Source organism: Pseudomonas pohangensis (assembly GCF_900105995.1).
GTDB classification, from domain to species: Bacteria; Pseudomonadota; Gammaproteobacteria; order Pseudomonadales; family Pseudomonadaceae; genus Aquipseudomonas; species Aquipseudomonas pohangensis.
The window spans coordinates 2,645,407-2,666,185 of sequence record NZ_LT629785.1; the positions used below are offsets into that span (position 1 = coordinate 2,645,407).

Below are 20,779 nucleotides of genomic sequence, written 5' to 3' on the forward strand. Positions count from 1 at the left end.
GGTGGGAGTGGCGACTCGCCACGACAAGGCGTAGCAGCGCGCAGCGGTCAATCGACCTGCTTGCTGCGCTCCGCCGGCCGCCGCACGCCAGCCACCAGTTTGTCCACCGCCCGCGCCGCGGCAACCATGCCGAAGCTGGCGGTGACCATGGTCACTGCACCAAACCCCCCTTCGCAGTCGAGTTTGACCCCCTCACCCATGAAGCTCTTGCTCTGGCACACCGTGCCATCGGCCTGCGGATAGCGCAGTTGCTCGGTGGAAAACACGCAGGGCACGCTGTAATTGCGCCCCCGGGTGCGGGAAAACCCGTAGTCGCGACGCAACGTTGAGCGCACCCGGGCAGCCAGCGGGTCGTTGAAGGTCTTGTTCAGGTCAGCCACCTGGATCTGCGTCGGGTCGATCTGCCCGCCGGCACCGCCAGTGGTAATGATCTGGATCTTGCGCCGCTTGCACCAGGCGATCAGCGCCGCCTTGGCCGGTACGCTGTCAATGCAGTCAATCACGCAATCCATCTGTCCGGTAATGCACTCAGGCATATTCTCGCGGGTAACGAAATCGGCCACCGCGTGCACCACACAGGCAGGGTTGATCGCCCGGATACGCTCGGCCATCACCTCGACCTTGGCCCGGCCGACGTTGCCGGCCAGCGCATGCAATTGCCGGTTGCTGTTGCTGATGCACACGTCATCCAGATCGAACAGGCTGATTTCACCCACCGCCGAACGCGCCAGCGCTTCCGCCACCCAACTGCCCACTCCGCCAATGCCAACCACCGCCACATGGGCCGCCGCCAGCCGTTGCACACCGGTATTGCCATACAGCCTGGCAATCCCGGCAAAGCGTTGTTGATCAATACTCATGCAGCCCTCCGCAACAGGCGCACAGTATAAGCAAGCAGCCCTGAAGCCACGAACAATCCGCCACCTTGCTATACAGCCCAGAGGCTGCGGAGTAGCATTTACACCACTCTGGCTTCGCTTACTCCCCCTCTTTTGTCCGGTAGAACTTTCCAACCATGCGCAAACGCAAGATAGGCCTCAACCTGGTGGTTTTCGTGGCAGTTGCCGCCATTTTCACCGGACTCTGGGCTTTGTATAACCGCCCGATCAGCGTGCCCGACTGGCCTGACCAGATTTCCGGCTTTTCCTTCTCGCCCTTTCGCCAGGGCCAGAGTCCACAGGACAACCGCTATCCCAGCGCCGAACAGATCAGCGCCGATCTCGAATTGCTCAGTCGCCAGACCGACAACATCCGCACCTATTCGGTGGACGGCAGCCTGGCAGAGATTCCGCAGCTGGCCGAAGAACTCGGCTTGCGCGTCAGCCTGGGTATCTGGATCAGCCCGGACCAGGAACGCAACGAGCGGGAGATTGCCAAGGCCATCGAACTGGCCAACAACTCGCGCAGCGTGGTGCGGGTGATCGTCGGCAACGAGGCGCTGTTCCGCGAGGAAGTCGAAGTCGATGAACTGATTGGCTATCTGGACCGGGTGCGCGCCGGGGTCAAGGTGCCGGTGACCACTGCCGAGCAGTGGCACGTCTGGCAGGAGTACCCGGAACTGGCCGGGCATGTCGATCTGATCGCCGCCCATGTGCTGCCCTACTGGGAATTCGTGCCGATGGAGGACTCCACCGAGTTCGTGCTGGAGCGCGCCAAGGAGCTGAAAAAGCTGTTCCCGAAGAAGCCGCTGCTACTGGGTGAAGTCGGCTGGCCGAGCAATGGCCGCACCCGCGGCGGTGCCGAGGCCAATCAGGCGGATCAGGCCATCTACCTGCGCACGCTGGTCAATACGCTGAACGCCAAGGGTTACAACTACTTCGTCATCGAAGCCTTCGACCAGCCGTGGAAAGCCACCGATGAAGGCTCGGTGGGTGCCTACTGGGGCGTGTACAACCTCAATCGCCAGCCCAAGTTCCCCTTCACCGGTCCGGTGGTGGAGATTCCGCAATGGCGCCTGCTGGCCATTGCCTCGGTGGTACTGGCGCTGCTGGCGCTGGCGTTGATGCTGATCGACGGCAGTTCGCTGCGCCAGCGCGGGCGCACCTTCCTCACCGTGGTCGCCTTCGCCGGCGGCACGGCGCTGGTGTGGATTGCCTACGACTACAGCCAGCAATACAGCACCTGGTTCAGCCTGATGGTCGGCGGCCTGCTCGGCATCGGCGCCCTGGGCGTGTTTGTCGTGCTGCTCACCGAAGCCCATGAACTGGCCGAAACGGTGTGGACCAGCCAGCGCCGGCGCGCCTTCAAGCCGGTGGTGGATGATGCCGCCTACCGGCCCAAGGTCTCGATCCACGTGCCCTGCTACAACGAGCCGCCGGAGATGGTGAAGCAGACGCTGGATGCCCTGGCCAACCTGGATTACCCCGACTTCGAAGTCATCATCATCGACAACAACACCAAAGACCCGAAAGTCTGGGAGCCGGTGCAGGCTTATTGCGCACAACTCGGTCCGCGTTTCCGCTTCTTTCACGTGGCACCGATCGAAGGCTTCAAGGGCGGCGCGCTGAACTACATCCTGCCGCACACTGCCGCCGATGCCGAAGTGATCGCGGTGATCGATTCCGACTACTGCGTAAGCCCCAACTGGCTCAAGCACATGGTGCCGCACTTCAAGGACCCGCAGATTGCCGTGGTGCAGTCGCCGCAGGATTACCGCGATGGCGACGAGAGCCTGTTCAAGAAGCTCTGTTATGCCGAGTACAAGGGCTTCTTCCACATCGGCATGGTTACCCGCAACGAGCGCGATGCGATCATCCAGCACGGCACCATGACCATGATCCGCCGCAGCGTGATGGATGAACTGAAGTGGGCCGACTGGACCATCTGCGAAGACGCCGAGCTGGGTCTGCGGGTATTCGAGAAAGGCTATTCGGCCGCCTACTCCTATGAGAGCTATGGGCGCGGGCTGATGCCCGACACTTTCATCGACTACAAGAAGCAACGCTTCCGCTGGGCCTATGGCGCCATCCAGATCATGAAAGGCCATGCAGCCAAACTGATCCTCGGCAAAGGTTCACAACTCACCCGCGGCCAGCGTTATCACTTCATCGCCGGCTGGCTGCCGTGGATTGCCGACGGCCTGAATATCTTCTTCACCCTCGGCGCCCTGCTCTGGTCGGCGGCGATGATCATCGTGCCGCAACGGGTCGACCCGCCGCTGATGATCTTCGCCATCCCGCCGCTGGCGCTGTTCTTCTTCAAGTTCGGCAAGATCATGTTCCTCTACCGGCGCGCGGTCGGCGTCGACCTCAAGCGCTCGTTCCAGGCCGCCGTGGCCGGCCTGGCGCTGTCCCACACGATCGCCAAGGCGGTGCTGTACGGCGCCTTCACCAAGACCATCCCGTTCTTCCGCACGCCGAAAATGGCCACCAACCAGGGCCTGCTGGTGGCGCTGATGGAAGCCCGCGAGGAGGTCTTCGTCATGCTGCTGCTGTGGGGCGCGGCGCTGGGCATCAGCCTGGTGCAGGGCTTCCCCAGCCCGGACGTGAAGTTCTGGGTCGGCATGCTGCTGGTGCAGTCCCTGCCGTATCTGGCCGCACTGATCATGGCGCTGACCTCATCGCTGCCGCGGCCTGCCGAAGAGGAAATCACCCAGACGGCATAATCCGTCCGGCCTGCGCAACGGCGGCCAATGGCCGCCGTTTTGCTTTAACATGGCGCCTTTATTTTCAGTTAGCTCCTGTAGGGTGGGTTAGGTCCGAGGCCGTAACCCACCAACCGGCCGCGAGACCGGCCAAGACGATGCCTTTTGCATCGATGGCGGGTTACGCCGCTGCGCGGCTAACCCACCCTACAAAGGGCACCACACTTAACGGGTACAAGCCCAGAGCCGTCCGGAGTTTTTGCATGACCACCCTGTCACCCACCCTTGAACTGGCCTGCGACCTGATTCGCCGCCCTTCCGTCACACCGCTCGACGAAGGTTGCCAGGCGCTGATGATGCAACGCCTGCAGGCCGCCGGCTTCGCGCTGGAGCCGATGCGGATCGGGGAAGTGGATAACTTCTGGGCCCGCCACGGCGCTGAAGGCCCGGTACTGTGCTTTGCCGGGCATACCGACGTGGTGCCGACCGGGCCGCTGCAAAGCTGGCAGCACCAGCCGTTCGACGCACTGATCGATGCCGACGGCATGCTCTGCGGGCGAGGCGCCGCCGACATGAAAGGCAGCCTGGCGAGCATGATCATCGCCGTCGAGCGCTTCGTCGCCGACTATCCACAGCACAAGGGTGCCATCGCCTTCCTGATCACCAGTGACGAAGAAGGCCCGGCGCAGCACGGTACCCGCGCCGTGGTCGAGCGCCTGCGCGCCCGTAACGAACGGCTCGACTGGTGCATCGTCGGCGAACCGTCGAGCAGCAACCTGCTCGGTGACGTGGTGAAAAACGGCCGCCGCGGCTCACTCGGGGCCACCCTCACCGTGCGCGGCAAGCAGGGCCATGTGGCCTACCCGCAACTGGCGAAGAATCCGATCCATCTGGCGGCACCGGCACTGGCCGAACTGGCAGCCGAACACTGGGATGCCGGCAACGATTTCTTTCCGCCCACCAGCTTCCAGATCTCCAACCTGAATGCAGGCACCGGTGCGACCAATGTGATCCCCGGTGACCTGACGGCGATCTTCAACTTCCGCTTTTCCACCGAATCGACGGTCGAAGACCTGCAGCGCCGGGTCAGCGAAATCCTCGACCGGCACGGCCTCGACTGGCATATCGACTGGGCGCTGTCGGGCCTGCCGTTTCTTACCGAACCTGGTGAACTGCTGAATGCCGTTGCCAGCAGCATCCGCCAGGTGACCGGTCGTGAAACCACACCGAGCACCAGCGGCGGCACCTCCGATGGGCGCTTTATCGCCACTCTCGGCACCCAGGTGGTCGAGGTCGGGCCGGTGAATGCCACCATTCACCAGATCGATGAGCGCATCCTCGCCAGCGATCTCGATCTGCTCACCGAGGTTTACTACCAGACCCTGGTACACCTTCTGGCATGTTGATTTGTCCGCTCTGCCATTTGTTGCTCAATCCAGGCGACAGTGGCCTGACCTGCGCCAACCGGCACAGCTTCGACCGTGCCCGCCAGGGTTATTACAACCTGCTGCCGGTGCAGTTCAAGAACAGCCGCGAACCGGGTGATAACCCGGCCATGGTCGAAGCACGCCGGCGTTTTCTCGATGGCGGCCACTACGCTCCCCTGGCCAAACGCCTCGCCGAGCTTGCCGCCAACTATCAACCGGAAACCTGGCTGGATATCGGCTGCGGTGAAGGCTATTACACACAACAGATTGCCGAGGCGCTGCCCGCTGCCGAAGGCTACGCGCTGGACATTTCCCGCGAAGCGGTGAAGCAGGCCTGCCGGCGCAACAAACAGGTCAACTGGCTGGTCGCCAGCATGGCGCGGGTACCGTTAGCCGATGCCAGTTGTGACCTGCTGGCCAGCGTGTTCAGCCCGCTCGACTGGCAGGAAGCCGTGCGCCTGCTGGCTCCGGGCGGCGGCCTGCTGCGTATGGGACCGACCCGTCAGCACCTGTATGAGTTGCGCGAAAAACTCTATGACCAGGTGCGCGATTACGATGACGAGAAACACCTGACGCTGATCCCGCACGGCATGCACCTGGCCCACAGTGAAACACTGGAATTTCCGCTGCAGCTGCAGACTGCCGAGGCGCGCGCCGACCTGCTGGCCATGACCCCTCACGGCTGGCGCGCCAGCGCCGAACGGCGCGCCGCAGTGATCGCAGAAGACTTAGAGGTCACTGTCTCCATACGCTACGATTGGATCCAGCGGAGCACCATCTGATCCCCACGAGAGTCCCCATGCGCCAGCCTGATATCGAGATCTACCTGAGAGACGCCGAACACCCGGCCATCGCCGCCTGGCTGTCCACCGCCATCGCGCCCTGCAGCCCATGGCAACAGAAAGGCCAGACCTACAAGTGCCGGGCCGGCGACATCCCGGTGACCTGGCTACCCAAAGCCGTCGGCAAATGGCACAGCCTGCTGCTGGAAAGTGCCAACACCCCCTGGGCCGATGACCTCGAATGCGCCCGCGCCGCCTTTGCCGCACTCGGCGTGGAAGTGCGCTGCGCACCGGGTGGCTGGAGCGAGGAAGACGGTCTGGAAGATGCCGACCGCTGGCTGCGCATCAGCAGTGATGGTGAGGAAACCATCACCTGGCGCACGGGCTGACAGCCACAAATTCGATGGCCGCAGGGTGGGCTGCAGCCCACCAGAGCAATTACGCCAAAAAGCGCTGGGCTGAAGCCCTGCCGCAGATTGACCCTTGTTCTGCATTAGCTCTCGGCTGCTGCTTTTGTAGGAGCGGGCTTGCCCGCGAATAAAACCCGCGCCGTACACCTCTAGCAAAGCAAGAGCATTCGCAGGCAAGCCAGCTCCTACAGCTACAGGGTGCTCGTCGATTCAGCAGCGCTGCGAAAAGACTTGCTAGCAAGTTGAAGCTCGCGCCGGAGCGCCCACAGGCACAAATCGTAGGGTGGGCTTCAGCCCACCGAAATAATCTGCACAGGAGCTGGTGGGCTGAAGCCCACCCTACGCAAGCCATGGCACCAATCCGATCAGTGCCTGCGCCTTCTCCACCACCACAAAGCCAGCACCAGCAGCGTCAGCACTGCCGGTACCAGTACGATATTCAGCAGCTTGAGCGTGCGCCCGAGGGATTCGATATCGGCATTGAGCTGGAAGCGCACATCGCGCAGTTCCTTGCGCAGCTTGACCTTCTCCTGCATGAACTGCTGCACCGCGGCCTGCTGCTCCGGGGTCAGTTCCAGGGTCTTTTGCGGGTCGTCATTGGTCTGCAGTTCGGCCAGCTTCTGGTCGGTTTCGGCCAGGCGCTGCTGCAGTTCCTCTTCCTTCTGGCGGAAGCTGCTTTCCGCTTCGCGCTGCAGCGCCGTGACCACCTCGAACGGACGCGTGAAGCGACCACGTGAACGCACGCTGATCAGCGCATCACTGCCGCTCAGGTTGTCCAGTGCATTGATGGTGAAGGTGGCGTTGTCCGCCCACGGCTGCGGAATACGCTGGCCGAAGAAATCCTGCACCTGCACCCACATGCGGTCGCTGAGCAGGTCGGTATCGGCGACTACGATGACATTGATGCTGTCGGCGGACTGCAGGCCATCCTTGATGCCTTCGATACCCTGCGGGTAAGCCGTTTTTGCCGGGCCACTGAGGCGTGCTGCCAGGGTGTAGCGCTCACCCGTGGGCTTGAGCTCGCGGAACAGTACTTCCGGGTTGGCGAGGTTCTCGAAGCGCTCGACCGTCAAAGGCATGGCATAGGTCGAGCTCTGCAGCAGCGGCACAAAGGTGGTGCTGGCATCGGGCAAGGGCTCGAGAATACCGGCGGTGGCCAGGGTCAGGGTTTCCAGTCCGGCAGTCACCACATCGTCCTGATCCAGCGCCGTATGCGGCAGGCTGACCCAGCCCGGATGACGCACCGGAGCCTGCTGCGCGCCGGCATTCACCGACAACGCATAGGAACCGTCAGCCAGTACCTGTTCCGGCAACAGACGTATCCCCCAGGCCTTGAACAGTGACTGCAGGTCGGAATCACGCAGTGCCGGCTCACCGGGCAGCATCGGCTGCGAGTGGTCGGCTTCGCTCAGCGGGTCGACAAACACCAGCAGCTTGCCGCCGCGCAGAACAAACTGGTCGATGGCATACAGGGTGGCATCCGGCAGACCCTTGGGGTGCACCAGCATCAGCACCGAAACCTGCTCGGGAATCTGGTCGATGCCGGCCTTGAGGCTTTCCACCTGAAACTGCTGGCGAATCTCTTCCAGCACCATCCAGGCCGAAGCGGGCTGACGGGTCAGCGGATCGAAACCGCCATTCAGCGGCAAGGCGCTGAGCAGGCCAACCACCGGATGCACCGGTTTGGACAACCCCTGCAGCAGACGGCTGATGTCGTACTCGAGGAATTCTTCCTGATCCGGTGAGAAGAACGGAATGACCTGCTGATTGTCAGCACCACTGCTGCCAACCAGACCGAAGTACAGCTGATCCCCGCCCTGATTCAGCGGCACGCCTTGCAAACCGTTCTCGGCAGCCTGGTCTTCCTCTTCGGAAAACGGCTCCGGATCGACGATATGCAAACGGATCTTGCCGTCTGCTTCACGCTCGTAGGCGCGCAGCAGTTCCTCGACGCGGCGGGCATAGTTGCGCAACGGCGCCAGGTCCTTGGCGGCGTTATCCGAGAAATACAAGGTCAGATCGACCGGCTCGCCGAGCCCGTCAATGATGCGCCGGCTGCCATCGGACATGCTGTACAGCTGCTGCTCGGTCAGATCGAGCCGCGCGTGGGTGATGGTCTGGCCGGACAACAGGTTGAACGCCACAAAGGCCAGGGCAATGGCCAGCAGGCCGGCACCGGAATACATCAGCTTCTTCATGCTCAGTCAGCCTTCTTCAGATCAATCACCACCGCTGTAGCGGCCAGCCAGGCAGCAATCAGGGTGATAAAGAACAGCAGGTCACGCAGGTCGATCACGCCATTGCTGATCGCGGCAAAACGCGTCAGGAAACTCAGCGAGGCGACCCCGTCAATCAGCCACTGCGGCGCCCAGCCGCTGAACAGGTCGAGCACCATCGGCAAGCCGCTGACGATGAACAGAAAGCTCAGGCTCAGGGCCAGAATGAAGGCAATCACCTGATTCTTCGCCAGCGCCGACATGCACGAGCCGATGGCCAGATAGGCGCCGGCGAGCAACCAGCTGCCCAGGTAGGCGGTAACAATCGCGCCATTGTCGGGGTCGCCCAGGTAATTGACGGTGATCACCATCGGAAAGGTCAGCAGCAAGGCCAGGCCGGCAAACACCCAGGCCGCCATGAACTTGCCGGTCACCGCCTCGAAACGGGTGATCGGCAGGGTCATGAGCAATTCCAGGGTGCCGGATTTGCGCTCTTCGGCCCACAGGCGCATGGCGATTGCCGGCATCAGCAACAGGTACAGCCACACGTGGAAATCGAAGAATGGCGCCAGGTCGGCCTGGCCGCGCTCGTAGAAGCCGCCCAGATAGAAAGTGAACACGCCGGACAGCACGAGGAACATGACGATGAATACATAGGCCAGCGGCGTGGCGAAATAGCTCGCCAGCTCGCGCCTGAACACGACCGGTAACTGGCTCATGCCACCTCCCCCCGGGTCAGCGAGCGGAACACTTCATCCAGCCGTCCGCGCTCCACATCCAGCTCCTTGATGGCCCAGCCGCGGGCCCGAACCAGTTCATTGACCTGAGGGAAAATCACCGCCCCCGGCTTGGCCAGCAGGGTCAGGCTGTGCTCGCGCTCGTTCTCTTCGATCGCGAGCACCCCCGGCAAGGCTGCCAGCGCCGCTTGGTCCAGCGGCATGTCACTGACCAGCGACACCGCCTGGTGATAGCGCGAACGGCTTTCCAGCTCGAACGGTGTGCCATCGGCCACCAGCCGGCCCTGGGCAATCACCACGGCCCGGGTGCAGACCGCGCTGACTTCCTCAAGAATATGCGTGGAAATGATGACGATCTTGTCCTGCGCCAGGCTCTTGATCAGCTGGCGCACCTGATGCTTCTGGTTCGGGTCGAGACCATCGGTCGGCTCATCGAGAATCAGCACCTGCGGATCATGCAGGATCGCCTGGGCCAGCCCGACACGGCGTTTGAAGCCCTTGGACAGGGTGTCGATGGTTTGCCGCTGCACCGCTTCCAGCTCCAGCTGGGCAAGCACTCTGGCCACCCGCTGCAGCTTCTGGGCAGCGCGAAAGCCGCGAACTTCGGCGATAAAGTCGAGAAAGCCGCGCACCGTCATGTCGCCATAACAGGGCGCACCTTCGGGCAGGTAACCGATCTGCCGCTGTACCTGCAGGGTCTGCCGGCAGATATCGGCGCCAAACACGCTGGCCGTTCCTGCCGTCGGCGCAAGAAAACCGGTCAGCATTTTCATGGTGGTGGACTTGCCGGCACCGTTGGGGCCGAGAAAACCCAGCACTTCGCCGGGCGCCACCCGGAAAGACAGATCGTCCACCGCGGTGTGGCGCGCAAAGCGCTTGGTCAGGTGCTTTAACTCAATCATGAACTCATACCCGATAAATGAATCTGCAACCCCGGGCTGCCCGGGACGCGGAAAACGCTGGCGGACTATAGGTATCCGGCCATTGGCAACGCAAGGCCGGGCTGGCAGCCCGAAGTATTTTTTTACAGCATTTTGCCCAGCCTGTGCTATTGCGCCACACTAGCAGCCCCGCGCTGCAAATTTCAAAGAGCCACCATGACCCGTTCTCCCGTTAGCCGTTTTCTGTTCAGCAGTCTGCGTCGCCTTCTTTATGTCTGGGTTCGCTCGGAAACCATCAACCAGCCGGCCTTCAGCCTCAAGCTGGAGCCCGGCAAGCCGGTGGTGTACGTGCTGCAGCGCGAGTCGGTCAGCGATCTGGCGGTGGTTGACCACGAATGCAGCCTGGCCGGGCTGCCGCGACCGGTACAACCGGTGCAGGTCGGGGCCAGCCAGGAGCCCAAGGCTTACTTCTACCTGAGTCCGGAAGCTGACTGGCTGGGCCGGCAGGAAATGCCCGGCAGCTCACCAACTCTGGTCCGTCTGCTCGCGGCGGTCGAGCAAGACCTCCAGTGCGATGTACAAATCGTGCCGGTCAGCGTGTTCTGGGGGCAAACACCCGATCGCGAGACCAGCCCGTGGAAGCTGCTGTTTGCCGATAACTGGGCGGTAACCGGGCGCCTGCGCAAATTGCTCAACATCCTGCTGTTTGGCCGCATGACCCGCGTGCAGTTTTCCGACCCGGTACAGTTGCGCGCACTGGTTGAACAGAGCAAAGCCCACGAGCGCACCCTGCGCATGGTGCAGCGGGTTCTGCGCGTGCACTTCCGCAACCTGAAGACCGCCGTGATCGGTCCCGACCTGTCGCACCGGCGCACACTGGTCAAGGGCCTGATCGACGAGCCACAGGTACGCCAGGCGATAGAAAGCGCAGTCAGCACGGAAGGGATTTCCACAGAAAAAGCCGAGCAGCAGGCACTCAGGTACGCCAACGAAATCGCCTCGGATTACCGCTATGCCACCATCCGCTTTCTGGAAACCCTGCTGTCATGGTTCTGGAACAAGCTCTACGAAGGTATCAAGGTCAGCCATATCGAGCAGGTGCAGGAGTCTGCACAGGGCCATGAGGTGATTTATGTGCCCTGCCACCGCAGCCACATTGATTACCTGCTGCTGTCCTATCTGCTGTTCCGCAACGGCCTGACGCCACCGCACATCGCCGCCGGGATCAACCTCAACATGCCGGTGATCGGCGGCCTGCTACGGCGTGGCGGGGCCTTCTTCATGCGCCGCACCTTCAAGGGCAACCCGCTCTACACCGCGGTGTTCAACCAGTATCTGCATACCCTGTTCAGCCGCGGCTTCCCGGTCGAATACTTCGTCGAGGGCGGGCGTTCACGCACCGGACGCATGCTGCAACCCAAGACCGGCATGCTGGCCATGACCCTGAGCAGCTACCTGCGCAACGCACGCATGCCAATCGTGTTCATCCCGGTATACATCGGCTACGAGCGGGTGCTGGAAGGCCGTACCTATCTGGGCGAGTTGCGCGGCGCCAGCAAGAAGAAGGAATCGATCTTCGATATTTTCAAGGTCATCTCGGCGCTCAAGCAGCGTTTCGGCTCGGTAGCCGTGAACTTTGGCGAGCCGATCTACCTGACTCCGTTCCTCGACCAGCAATATCCCGACTGGCGCAGCCAGCAGGGCGCCCCCAAGTACCGTCCCGACTGGTTACCCGCTGTGACCAGCCAGCTGGGCGAGCGCATCGGCCGCCACCTCAACGACGCCGCCGCGATCAACCCGGTCAACCTGGTGGCACTGGCGCTGCTTTCAACCAGCCGGCTGGCCCTCGACCAGAAGAGCCTGGTGCAGGTGCTCGATCTGTTGCTGACACTGCAACGCCAGGTGCCCTATTCGCCACACGCCACCTTGCCCGAAGGCAACGGGCAAACGCTGATCGATTACGTGGTGAGCATGGATCTGCTGGCCGTGCAGTCGGACGCACTGGGCAAGATTCTCTATCTGAACGAACAGAACGCGGTGCTGATGACCTACTACCGCAACAACATCCTGCATATCTTCGCCCTGCCCGCCCTGCTCGCCAGCTTCTTCCAGAACAATGACCGCCTCGAGCGCGAGGAAATTCAGCAATACGCCAAAGCGGTCTATCCGTACCTGCAGTCCGAGCTGTTTATCCGCTGGCCGGTCGAGGAACTGGCTCCGGTGATCGACCAGTGGCTGCAGGCCTTCGTCGAGCAGGGTTTGCTGCACCAGCAAGGCTCGGTGTTTGTGCAGCCGGCGCCAAGTTCCCAGCAGTACGTCATGCTCACCCTGCTGTCACGCGCCGTGCTGCAAACCCTGCAACGCTTCTACATGGCCAGCGCACTGCTGCTCAACGGCGGGCAAAATCATCTGAATGCCGAGGAACTGGAAGGCCTGTGCAGCGTGATGGCCCAGCGCCTGTCGATTTTGCACGGACTCAACGCCCCCGAGTTCTTCGACAAGAGCCTGTTCCGCCACTTCATCCAGTCGCTCATCGAGCAAAAAGTGCTGCTGCCGGACGCCGACGGAAAACTCGGTTACCACGAAAAACTCGGCACGCTGGTCGAAGGCGCCGCCATGCGCCTGCTGTCGGCCGAGATTCGCCTGTCGATTCGTCAGGTAGCCACCGCGCCACAAGCGGATGCTGAATGAAACAGCGTGGCAGGCAGAAACTTCCTGCTACATTCAGTTTTGCAAGACTCGCTGACCGGCTGGCAGTAACCGCCACGCCCACAGCAAGTGGCAACAGCGGTTGGGCAATGCCCGACCGCCTGCCTCGATAGCTTGATTGCCCAGCTCACCAGGAGCAATACCATGACCCTATGCCCCATCGCCGTGGTCGCCGGCTGCCAGAAATGCCCGGCGTTTTCCATCTGCCCGCTGAAATCCGTGCTGGGTGACCAGGACAAATCCAGCCAGGCCAAACCCGCCAGCAAAAAGCCCGGCAAAAAAACCTGATCGCCTACGCAATGCCTGATCCTGCACGGGTCAGGCCTGGAGGAGCCGCATGTTTACCTACGTATGTCTTGGCTGCGACGATCTCCGGCGCTCTGTGCCATTTTACGATGCGGTGCTCGGCGCCCTCGGCCTGTCACGCTGTGATACCGGTGACGACAGTGACTGGGACGGCTGGGTTGGCTGGGGCACCTATGAAGAAGATGGCCTGCAGGAAGTCGCCCTGTGGCTCTGCCAGCCCTTTGACGGCCAGCCGGCGACTGTCGGCAACGGCAGCATGGTTGCCCTCAAAGCAACTTCCTGGGCGCAGGTAGAGCGGTTCCATCAGGCCGCACTGGCCCATGGCGGCAGCTGCGCAGGCCCGCCCGGGCTGCGTCCGCAGTACAACCCCGATTTTTATGCAGCCTATGTGCGCGACCCTGACGGCCACAAACTGGCCGCCGTCTGCCGCGGGTTTACCGCTGCGCAATAATCCCAGCCGCTCGACTCCACACACCGGAAGCCAGCCTGACATGCCCCAACTACTTGCCGGAAAACGCGTGCTGATTACCCAGGCCGAGCAGTTCATGGGCCCGGAACTCTGTGCGGTGTTTGCTGCCCACGGTGCAACGGTGATCGCAGACAACCGCGAACTCGGCGAAGCGGGTGCGCCGCAGCGCATCGTCAGTGATGCCGGCAGGATTGATGCGCTGGTGGCCAATCTGTCCATTGCCGCCCCGGCAACCCCGGCCGAGCAGGTCGGCGACGATGAATGGGCGGCGGTGTTTGCCGCACTGGTAACCCCCATGCCGCAACTGGTACGGGCGGCGCTGGTGCAGATGATCGAACGCCGCTCCGGCAAAATCCTGCTGATGGGCAGCGCCTCGGCACTGCGCGGGATGAAACGTGCCTCCACTTACAGCGCTGCCCGTGGTGCGCAACTGGCCTATGTGCAGGCGGTGGGGGTGGAAATGGCCGCGCACAACATCCAGATCAACGCCATCGCGCAGAACTTTGTCGATAACCCGACTTACTTCCCCGCCGAAGTGCAGGCCAACCCACGCTTTCAGGAACGCCTCAAGCGCGAAGTACCACTGGGTCGCCTGGTCGCCGCCAGGGAAGATGCCGAGTTTGCCGCTTACCTGTGCAGCGAATCGGCCAACTGCTTCGTTGGCCAGGTTTTCCCGGTTTGCGGGGGCTGGGTGCAGCGCTGAGGACTAACTGCGGCGGCAGGTGAAATCCCGGTGTGGCGGCAGTCGTAAGATTTCGCGGATCAACGGATTCCCGATGGCTCCCATGCTCCTGCGTGGGAGCCTGGCTTGTAGACGCTGGAGCGTCGAGGGCTGCATTCCCACGCAGAGCGTGGGAACGATCAAACACTGCGCTTCGCTACGTTCCGGGTTCGTTCGCTCCGTCGGCGTTCCAGGGGCACGCTGCGAAGGGCCGTCCCTGGCCCATCGCAGCTCTCGGCTTTGGCATCCTGCGTCGCTCTATCTCCTGCATCCATGCAGTCGTCGCGGCATCCCTGCCGCTCAACCCCTTCCACACCGATTCCGCTCACCCTTCTGACGGGACTGTCAGTCCGTGCAAGCAAGTAGTATTTGTGATTTCTAGATGGCTATCGAAGCGCGGACGATGGTTCGGCTGGCGATCAGTTCCCCATCAGAAGGCCGAACGTAGGTGCCGTGCAGAGGGGCATTTGGCATGGATGCCAAATGAGGAACGATGGGCCATGGATGGCCCTTCGAGACGACCCTCGGAGCGGTGCCGTAGTGAGGGAAGTCGCGCGCAGCGCGACCCGGATGCCGGGGTGTGTTTCTTTGCTTCCTTTCTTTGCACAAGCAAAGAAAGGGAGGCGCCCGGCGGGGCGCAATAGAAACCATCAATCAACTTCGATAATCGGCCTTGCGAATAACAAGAATCAGCAACGGATTTCCAATCCAACACGCCCGTCGACCCTCAAACAAACCCACAACTCAAACAATAAAAAACGCCCCGGAAACAGGGGCGTCTTTACTCAGCTGGCAAGGCAGTTAATCCACCGGCTGCGGCACCGGCCCTTCGCCTTCTTTGACCCGGTACCAGGCCGAGTACAGCGCCGGAAGCGCCAGCAGGGTCAGACCGGTGGCCACGATCAGACCACCCATGATCGCCACCGCCATCGGTCCGAAGAAGGTACTGCGGATCAGCGGGATCATCGCCAGCACGGCCGCCAGCGCCGTCAGTACGATCGGCCGGAAACGTCGCACCGTGGCATCAATGATGGCCTGCCGGCGCGGTGAGCCATCGGCGATATCCTTCTCGATCTGGTCGATCAGGATCACCGAGTTGCGCATGATCATGCCCGACAGGGCAATGGTGCCGAGCATCGCCACGAAGCCGAACGGCTGGCGGAACACCAGCAGGAACAGCACCACGCCGATCAGCCCGAAAGGCGCGGTCAGAAACACCATGGCTGACAGCGAGAAACTGCGCAATTGCAGCATCAGCAGGGTCAGCACCACCACCAGAAACAGTGGCAATCCGGCGTTCACCGAAGCCTGGCTATCCGCCGAATCCTCCACGGTACCGCCCACATTCAGCTCGTAGCCGTCCGGTAGTGCCGCCTGGATATCCGCCAGGGTCGGCATGATTTGCGCCGTCACCGGAGCCGGCAGGCTGCCGTCATAGATGTCGGCCCGCACCGTCACCGTCGGCAGACGATCGCGGCGCCAGATGATGCCTTCCTCGAAGCCATATTCCAGGGTCGCCACCTGCGACAGCGCGACACTCTTGCCGCTGTCGGTCTGCACCGACAGGCTCGGCAACTGCGACAGCAGGCCACGCTCACTCGGCGTACCGCGCAGCAACACCTCGATCTGCTCGTTGCCCTCGCGGTAGTTGCTTACCGCCTGGCCGGAAAGCAGGCTTTGCAGGGACTGCGAAATATCGGCGGTCGAGACGCCGAGTGCCCGTGCGCGGTCCTGATCAATCTGCAGACGTACCACCTTGCTCGGCTCTTCCCAGTTCAGGTGCACGTTGACCACGTGCGGGTTCAGCCGCACCTTGTCCTCGACTTCACGGGCAATCCTGCGCACCTCGTCGATATGCTCGCCAGAAAGCCGGAGCTGGATCGGATAACCCACCGGCGGGCCGTTTTCCAGACGTGAAATACGCGAGCGTACGGCCGGGAACTGCTGGTCAAGCACATCGATCAGCCAGCTGCGGATCTTCTCGCGCTCCTTGGCCGACTTGGTCAGCACGACAAACTGGGCAAAGCTGGCCTGTGGCATCTGCTGATCCAGCGGCAGATAGAAGCGTGGTGCCCCCGCGCCGATATAGGCCACATAGTTTTCGATACCCGGCTGGGCCTGCAGCAGCTTTTCCAGACGGGCGGCCTCGACCTCGGTTGCCTTGAGCGACGAGCCTTCAGCCAGCTTCAGGTCAACCATCAGCTCAAAGCGCCCGGATGACGGAAAGAACTGCACCGGGATGAAGCGGAACAGCGCCACCGAGACAATGAAGGCGGCAAAGGTCATCAGCAGCACTTTCTTGCGGTTATCCACGCACCAGCCAAGGACGCTGCGAAAACGCCGGTAGAACGGTTTGTCGTACGGGTCGTGGGTGTGCTCCCCGGCTTGCAGCGGGTGTGCCGCAGGCAACAGGCGAAAGCCCAGATAGGGCACAAACACCACGGCAGCAAACCACGACACCACCAGGGCTATGGTCACCACAGAAAAGATCGAACCGGTGTATTCGCCGGTGCCCGACTTGGCCGTGGCAATCGGCAGAAATCCTGCTGCAGTGATCAGCGTACCGGTAAGCATGGGGAACGCCGTATTGCTCCAGGCAAAGCCGGCCGCCTTGATGCGGTCGAAGCCCTGCTCCATCTTCACCGCCATCATCTCTACGGCAATGATGGCGTCATCCACCAGCAAACCGAGGGCAAGAATAAGCGCACCGAGAGATATCTTGTGCAGACCGATATTGAAGTAGAACATCAGGCAGAACGTCATGGCCAGCACGATGGGAATCGACAGCGCCACCACCAGACCGCTGCGTGCGCCCAGCGAGAAAAAGCTCACCACCAATACGATCGCCAATGCCTCGGCCAGCGCACGCAGGAACTCGCCGACGCCGCGCTTGACCGCCACCGGCTGGTCAGAAACCTTGCTCAGCTCCATGCCCAGCGGCAGGGTTTGCTGCAGGCGGGCGAACTCTTTATCCAGCGCCGCACCGAGTACCAGAATGTCACCACCGTCCTTCATCGAAACCGCCAGGCCGATGGCGTTTTCACCCATGAAGCGCATGCGCGGCGCGGGGGGATCGTTGAAGGCCCGATGCACATCCGCCACGTCGTTGATGCGGAAGGTCCGATCGCCAACCCGAATCGGAAAATTGCGAATTTCCTCGACCGAATTGAAGCGCCCGGTGACGCGCAATTGCACCCGTTCCTGCGCCGTCTCGAAGAATCCGGCTGGTGCCACGGCATTCTGCTTGTTCAGCGCCATCTGTACCGCTTCCAGAGGCAGGCCCAGCGTGGCCGCCTTGGAGTTGGACAGCTCGATCCAGATCTTTTCGTCCTGCAGGCCGAGCAGCTCGATGCGGCCTACATCCTTGACCTTCTGCAGTTGCAGTTGCAGGCGATCGGCGTAGTCCTTGAGCACTGCATAGTCGTAGCCTTCACCGGTCAGCGCATAGATGTTGCCGTAAACCGTGCCGAACTCGTCATTGAAGAAAGGTCCAATCACGCCCTGTGGCAGGGTGTGGCGGATATCGCTGATCTTCTTGCGCACCTGATACCAGGCTTCCAGGTTCTCATCCGGCTTCAGCCACTCCTGGGTAAAGAAGGTCACTTGCGATTCACCCGGTCGCGAGTAGGAAACAATTTCCTTGAACTCGCCGGCTTCCATCAGCTTCTTTTCGATGCGGTCAGTGACCTGCAGCGCAACTTCCTCGGCACTGGCGCCCGGCCAGATGGTGCGGATCATCATGGCGTGCCATGAAATGGGCGGATCTTCGGCCTGTGACAACTTGGTGTAGGCAATCGCCCCGGCAACGCTGAACAGCAGAATCAGATAGAGCACGACCTGGCGATTCTTCACCGCCCAGATGGAGAGATTGAAGTTCATGCTTCGTTACTCCCCGCCGGCCAGGCTGAGTGGACGATTGTCGCGATCCACCGGACGCACTTTCACCCCTTCGTTGAGTAGCTGCACACCGGCGGAAACCACCCAGTCGGACTCCTGCAGGCCGTGCAGAATGGGTACTTCCTCCTCGCCATAGGGGCCAGCTGTGACCGCCACGCGCTTGAGTGTCAACTCCACCGGATCAACAATCCACACATAGGACTGGGCACCATCCGCAGTCAGCGCCGGGAGCGGCACGGAGAGTGGAATATCACCGGCAGGACTGACGTAGACCTGCGCGCTCTGGCCCAGGTCGACCGGCTTGCCATCGTTTTCGGTAATCGCTACCCGGGCCGCATAGGTGCGCGTCTGCGGGTCGGCAGCAGGAGAGATTTCGCGCAGCTTGCCGGACAGAAACACGCCCGGACGCGACCATAACTTGATGCGCACCGCCTGGCCGATGCTGAACTGACCGATGTTGCCTTCAGGCAGGCTGATCAGAATTTCCCGCTCGCCATCGGCCGCCATGTTGAACACGGTCTGACCAGGCGCCACGACCTGACCCACTTCCAGCATGCGCCGGGAGATCACCCCGTCTCTGGGCGCACGCAGCACGGCATAGCCGGCCTGGTTGGCGCTGACGTTGTATTCCGCCTGCACCTGCTTCAGGCGTGCCTCACCTGCCTGATAAAGGTTCTCGAAATTCTCGTACTGCGAACGGCTGACCAGTTGCTTCTCCAGCAATTGCTGATAGCGATCCCGTTCGGCACGCACCAGCTTGAGATTTGCTTGCGCAGCAGTGACCTGCGCCTTCATCGCCGCCAGCTTCAACTTCACGTCTTTCGGGTCCAGTTCGGCCAGCACCTGGCCCTGCTTCACCTGATCGCCACTGTCCACCAGACGCTTGACCACTTCGCCGCCAATGCGAAATGCCAGATCCGGCTCATAGCGCGCACGCACTTCACCCGGATAGGTTTCCAGCTGCGCCTCTGCCGACTGCGGGTGTACCACCATCACCGGTCGCGGGCGCTGCTCTTCAGCCTGTTCCTTTCCGCAACCTGACAGAAACACCGCAAGCGCCAGAGAAACTGCAACAGTCGAGACAGGTCGAAGCATGGCGAATAACCTTCCGGAAAACAGGGATTTATATTATTGAACTGTCGGGTATAGTAATAACCAGTCGATCAGGAGTCCAGCACTACTAATGAACGCCCCAATTTCACCGGCAGCGCCTGCTACTGCGGGTCGTCCCAAGGATCCGCTCAAGCGCGAGGCCATTCTCAACGCGGCGAAAAACCTGTTTCTCAGCAAGGGTTACGAAGGTAGCAGCATGGATGCCATTGCTGCAGAAGCCGGCGTCTCCAAGCTCACCGTTTACAGCCATTTCAATGACAAGGAAACCCTGTTTTCTGCCGCCGTGAAGTCAAAGTGCGAAGAGCAGCTGCCCCAGCCGTTCTTCGAGCCGGCAACCGGTTCATCCATCGAAAATGTGCTGTTGAACATCGGTCGCGGCTTCTATCACCTGGTCAACAGCCCCGAGTCGATCGAATTGCATCGGGTGATGATGACCCAGGCCAATGTCGACAACAAACTGTCACAGATGTTTCTCGATGCCGGCCCGCAACGCGTCATTCGCGAAATGGAGCGCCTGCTGACCCAGGCCAACCAGAAGCACCAACTGCAGGTTGCCGACCCTGCCAAAGCGGCCGAGCATTTCTTCTGTCTGATCAAGGGTAGTGACAACATCCGGCTGTTGATCGGCTGCAACCCGGACCTGAAAAGCCCTGCAGCCGTGGAAGCGCACATCCGGGATGTGGTGGGGCTGTTCTTGCGCGCCTATCGCTGCCCCTGAGCAGAGGCTTCCCGGCGTTTATTGCGCACGTACGGGTGATTGTTGATTTTTTTGATTTCAAACAGGTCGATGGCTGCAAAAAGATCGGCGAGCTTTGCATAACCGAAGTTGCGCGAATCGAAGGATGCCTGGTTACCTATGCGGCTACCGACAATACTCAAGGGCGCCCAACCATCATCCTGCTCGGCAAAAGCCACTGCATTGCGCAGCAGGTTCATCAGCCCGGTATCACCCTTCAGCTGATTGGCGGTTTTTTTGGCGGACTGCGCAAGCACTGCCGGCGCGAGATCAGCAGCGCCCTTCAGCGCCTGTTTGGCCGGTGCTTCTGCAGCTTCAACCACCTCAGCTACCGGCTCAAGGTCATCCAGATACAAAAACCGTGAACAGGCCTTGACGAAGGGTTCCGGTGTTTTTCGCTCACCAAAGCCAACTACTTTTTTGCCTTCGGCACGCAACCGGTTGACCAGTGGCGTGAAGTCGCAATCGGAAGACACCAGGCAAAAAACCTCTATCGGCTTGGTGTACAGCACGTCCATCGCATCAATCGCCATTGCCATGTCAGTGGCATTTTTTCCCTTGACCAGATCGAACTGCTGTACCGGCTGGATGGCATGCTCGTGCAAAACATCAACCCATGACTCCAGCCGGGTGCTTTTCCAGTTGCCGTACGCCCGCCGGATGGATACAGCCCCCAGCGAAGCCAGTTCGGCAAGAATATGGCCGACCTTGCGGCTTGGCGCATTGTCGGCATCGATAAACATGGCCACTCGCTGATTGGTTTCGTGCATGGAACCCCCTACTGAGTTCTCT

Annotated in this window: 16 protein-coding genes; 9 read left to right on the forward strand and 7 right to left on the reverse strand. The window is 61.4% G+C overall.

Annotated elements, in window-relative coordinates:
• Window positions 1-47: 47 nt before the first annotated feature.
• The gene (gene tcdA, locus BLT89_RS12465) at window positions 48-860 is read right to left on the reverse strand and encodes a tRNA cyclic N6-threonylcarbamoyladenosine(37) synthase TcdA (RefSeq protein WP_090195862.1); all 813 of its coding nucleotides are present in this window, start codon (window positions 858-860) and stop codon (window positions 48-50) included.
• A gap of 155 nt (window positions 861-1,015) precedes the next feature.
• On the opposite strand from tcdA, the gene BLT89_RS12470 reads away from it, so the two are divergent.
• The 4 genes from BLT89_RS12470 (at window position 1,016) to BLT89_RS12485 (ending at window position 6,181) form a co-directional block, all read left to right on the forward strand.
• The gene (locus BLT89_RS12470; protein ID WP_090195864.1) at window positions 1,016-3,604 is read left to right on the forward strand and encodes a glycosyltransferase; all 2,589 of its coding nucleotides are present in this window, start codon (window positions 1,016-1,018) and stop codon (window positions 3,602-3,604) included.
• A 242-nt stretch (window positions 3,605-3,846) separates the two neighbouring features.
• Window positions 3,847-4,989, forward strand: a complete 1,143-nt coding sequence (dapE, locus tag BLT89_RS12475) for a succinyl-diaminopimelate desuccinylase (RefSeq protein ID WP_090195867.1) — start codon at window positions 3,847-3,849, stop codon at window positions 4,987-4,989.
• A complete protein-coding gene (locus BLT89_RS12480; RefSeq protein ID WP_090195870.1) occupies window positions 4,983-5,792 on the forward strand; it encodes a putative RNA methyltransferase in 810 nt (269 codons plus the stop codon). The genes dapE and BLT89_RS12480 overlap by 7 nt, the downstream gene beginning before the upstream one ends.
• Before the next feature lie 17 nt (window positions 5,793-5,809).
• Window positions 5,810-6,181, forward strand: coding sequence for a hypothetical protein (locus BLT89_RS12485; protein WP_090195872.1), 372 nt, complete (start codon window positions 5,810-5,812; stop codon window positions 6,179-6,181).
• A gap of 386 nt (window positions 6,182-6,567) precedes the next feature.
• On the opposite strand, the gene BLT89_RS12490 is transcribed toward BLT89_RS12485, so the two are convergent.
• The 3 genes from BLT89_RS12490 to BLT89_RS12500 are packed head-to-tail and all read right to left on the reverse strand — an operon-like array spanning window position 6,568 to window position 10,057.
• Window positions 6,568-8,400 carry a Gldg family protein gene (locus BLT89_RS12490; RefSeq protein ID WP_090195875.1) on the reverse strand — a complete coding sequence of 611 codons (1,833 nt, stop codon included), beginning with the start codon at window positions 8,398-8,400 and terminating at the stop codon, window positions 6,568-6,570.
• A 2-nt stretch (window positions 8,401-8,402) separates the two neighbouring features.
• On the reverse strand, window positions 8,403-9,137 hold the full coding sequence (locus BLT89_RS12495; protein WP_090195877.1) for an ABC transporter permease subunit: 735 nt from the start codon (window positions 9,135-9,137) through the stop codon (window positions 8,403-8,405).
• On the reverse strand, window positions 9,134-10,057 hold the full coding sequence (locus BLT89_RS12500) for an ABC transporter ATP-binding protein (RefSeq protein WP_090195879.1): 924 nt from the start codon (window positions 10,055-10,057) through the stop codon (window positions 9,134-9,136). Before BLT89_RS12500 ends, BLT89_RS12495 begins: the two co-directional genes overlap by 4 nt.
• 195 nt (window positions 10,058-10,252) lie before the next feature.
• Between BLT89_RS12500 and plsB the strand changes: the two genes are divergently transcribed.
• The 4 genes from plsB (at window position 10,253) to BLT89_RS12515 (ending at window position 14,223) form a co-directional block, all read left to right on the forward strand.
• Window positions 10,253-12,727 carry a glycerol-3-phosphate 1-O-acyltransferase PlsB gene (gene plsB / locus BLT89_RS12505; protein WP_090195882.1) on the forward strand — a complete coding sequence of 825 codons (2,475 nt, stop codon included), beginning with the start codon at window positions 10,253-10,255 and terminating at the stop codon, window positions 12,725-12,727.
• Between the two features lie 162 nt (window positions 12,728-12,889).
• The gene (locus BLT89_RS17815) at window positions 12,890-13,033 is read left to right on the forward strand and encodes a hypothetical protein (RefSeq protein ID WP_172829131.1); all 144 of its coding nucleotides are present in this window, start codon (window positions 12,890-12,892) and stop codon (window positions 13,031-13,033) included.
• A gap of 49 nt (window positions 13,034-13,082) precedes the next feature.
• A complete protein-coding gene (locus BLT89_RS12510; protein WP_090195885.1) occupies window positions 13,083-13,502 on the forward strand; it encodes a VOC family protein in 420 nt (139 codons plus the stop codon).
• 40 nt (window positions 13,503-13,542) lie between these two features.
• Entirely contained in the window at window positions 13,543-14,223 is a 681-nt protein-coding gene (locus tag BLT89_RS12515; RefSeq protein WP_090195888.1) for an SDR family oxidoreductase, read from the forward strand.
• Between the two features lie 819 nt (window positions 14,224-15,042).
• Here BLT89_RS12515 and BLT89_RS12520 read toward each other — a convergent pair.
• Together BLT89_RS12520 and BLT89_RS12525 are read right to left on the reverse strand one after the other, a co-directional pair.
• Complete coding sequence (locus BLT89_RS12520; protein ID WP_090195891.1) at window positions 15,043-18,120, reverse strand: efflux RND transporter permease subunit; 3,078 nt, start codon at window positions 18,118-18,120, stop codon at window positions 15,043-15,045.
• A 6-nt stretch (window positions 18,121-18,126) separates the two neighbouring features.
• Window positions 18,127-19,233 carry an efflux RND transporter periplasmic adaptor subunit gene (locus BLT89_RS12525; RefSeq protein ID WP_090195894.1) on the reverse strand — a complete coding sequence of 369 codons (1,107 nt, stop codon included), beginning with the start codon at window positions 19,231-19,233 and terminating at the stop codon, window positions 18,127-18,129.
• 88 nt (window positions 19,234-19,321) lie between these two features.
• On the opposite strand from BLT89_RS12525, the gene BLT89_RS12530 reads away from it, so the two are divergent.
• On the forward strand, window positions 19,322-19,969 hold the full coding sequence (locus BLT89_RS12530; protein WP_090195898.1) for a TetR/AcrR family transcriptional regulator: 648 nt from the start codon (window positions 19,322-19,324) through the stop codon (window positions 19,967-19,969).
• Here the strand turns inward: BLT89_RS12530 and BLT89_RS12535 are convergent.
• Window positions 19,954-20,757 (reverse strand): NYN domain-containing protein, encoded by an 804-nt coding sequence (locus BLT89_RS12535; protein ID WP_090195900.1) that lies wholly within the window; start codon window positions 20,755-20,757, stop codon window positions 19,954-19,956. The genes BLT89_RS12530 and BLT89_RS12535 overlap by 16 nt on opposite strands.
• Between the last annotated feature and the right edge of the window lie 22 nt (window positions 20,758-20,779).

Bases quoted from the DNA above. Each gene is read 5' to 3' on its own strand.
- tcdA (WP_090195862.1), bottom strand. From the start codon at position 860: ATGAGTATTGATCAACAACGCTTTGCCGGGATTGCCAGGCTGTATGGC.
- BLT89_RS12470 (WP_090195864.1), top strand. From the start codon at position 1,016: ATGCGCAAACGCAAGATAGGCCTCAACCTGGTGGTTTTCGTGGCAGTT.
- dapE (WP_090195867.1), top strand. From the start codon at position 3,847: ATGACCACCCTGTCACCCACCCTTGAACTGGCCTGCGACCTGATTCGC.
- BLT89_RS12480 (WP_090195870.1), top strand. From the start codon at position 4,983: ATGTTGATTTGTCCGCTCTGCCATTTGTTGCTCAATCCAGGCGACAGT.
- BLT89_RS12485 (WP_090195872.1), top strand. From the start codon at position 5,810: ATGCGCCAGCCTGATATCGAGATCTACCTGAGAGACGCCGAACACCCG.
- BLT89_RS12490 (WP_090195875.1), bottom strand. From the start codon at position 8,400: ATGAAGAAGCTGATGTATTCCGGTGCCGGCCTGCTGGCCATTGCCCTG.
- BLT89_RS12495 (WP_090195877.1), bottom strand. From the start codon at position 9,137: ATGAGCCAGTTACCGGTCGTGTTCAGGCGCGAGCTGGCGAGCTATTTC.
- BLT89_RS12500 (WP_090195879.1), bottom strand. From the start codon at position 10,057: ATGATTGAGTTAAAGCACCTGACCAAGCGCTTTGCGCGCCACACCGCG.
- plsB (WP_090195882.1), top strand. From the start codon at position 10,253: ATGACCCGTTCTCCCGTTAGCCGTTTTCTGTTCAGCAGTCTGCGTCGC.
- BLT89_RS17815 (WP_172829131.1), top strand. From the start codon at position 12,890: ATGACCCTATGCCCCATCGCCGTGGTCGCCGGCTGCCAGAAATGCCCG.
- BLT89_RS12510 (WP_090195885.1), top strand. From the start codon at position 13,083: ATGTTTACCTACGTATGTCTTGGCTGCGACGATCTCCGGCGCTCTGTG.
- BLT89_RS12515 (WP_090195888.1), top strand. From the start codon at position 13,543: ATGCCCCAACTACTTGCCGGAAAACGCGTGCTGATTACCCAGGCCGAG.
- BLT89_RS12520 (WP_090195891.1), bottom strand. From the start codon at position 18,120: ATGAACTTCAATCTCTCCATCTGGGCGGTGAAGAATCGCCAGGTCGTG.
- BLT89_RS12525 (WP_090195894.1), bottom strand. From the start codon at position 19,233: ATGCTTCGACCTGTCTCGACTGTTGCAGTTTCTCTGGCGCTTGCGGTG.
- BLT89_RS12530 (WP_090195898.1), top strand. From the start codon at position 19,322: ATGAACGCCCCAATTTCACCGGCAGCGCCTGCTACTGCGGGTCGTCCC.
- BLT89_RS12535 (WP_090195900.1), bottom strand. From the start codon at position 20,757: ATGCACGAAACCAATCAGCGAGTGGCCATGTTTATCGATGCCGACAAT.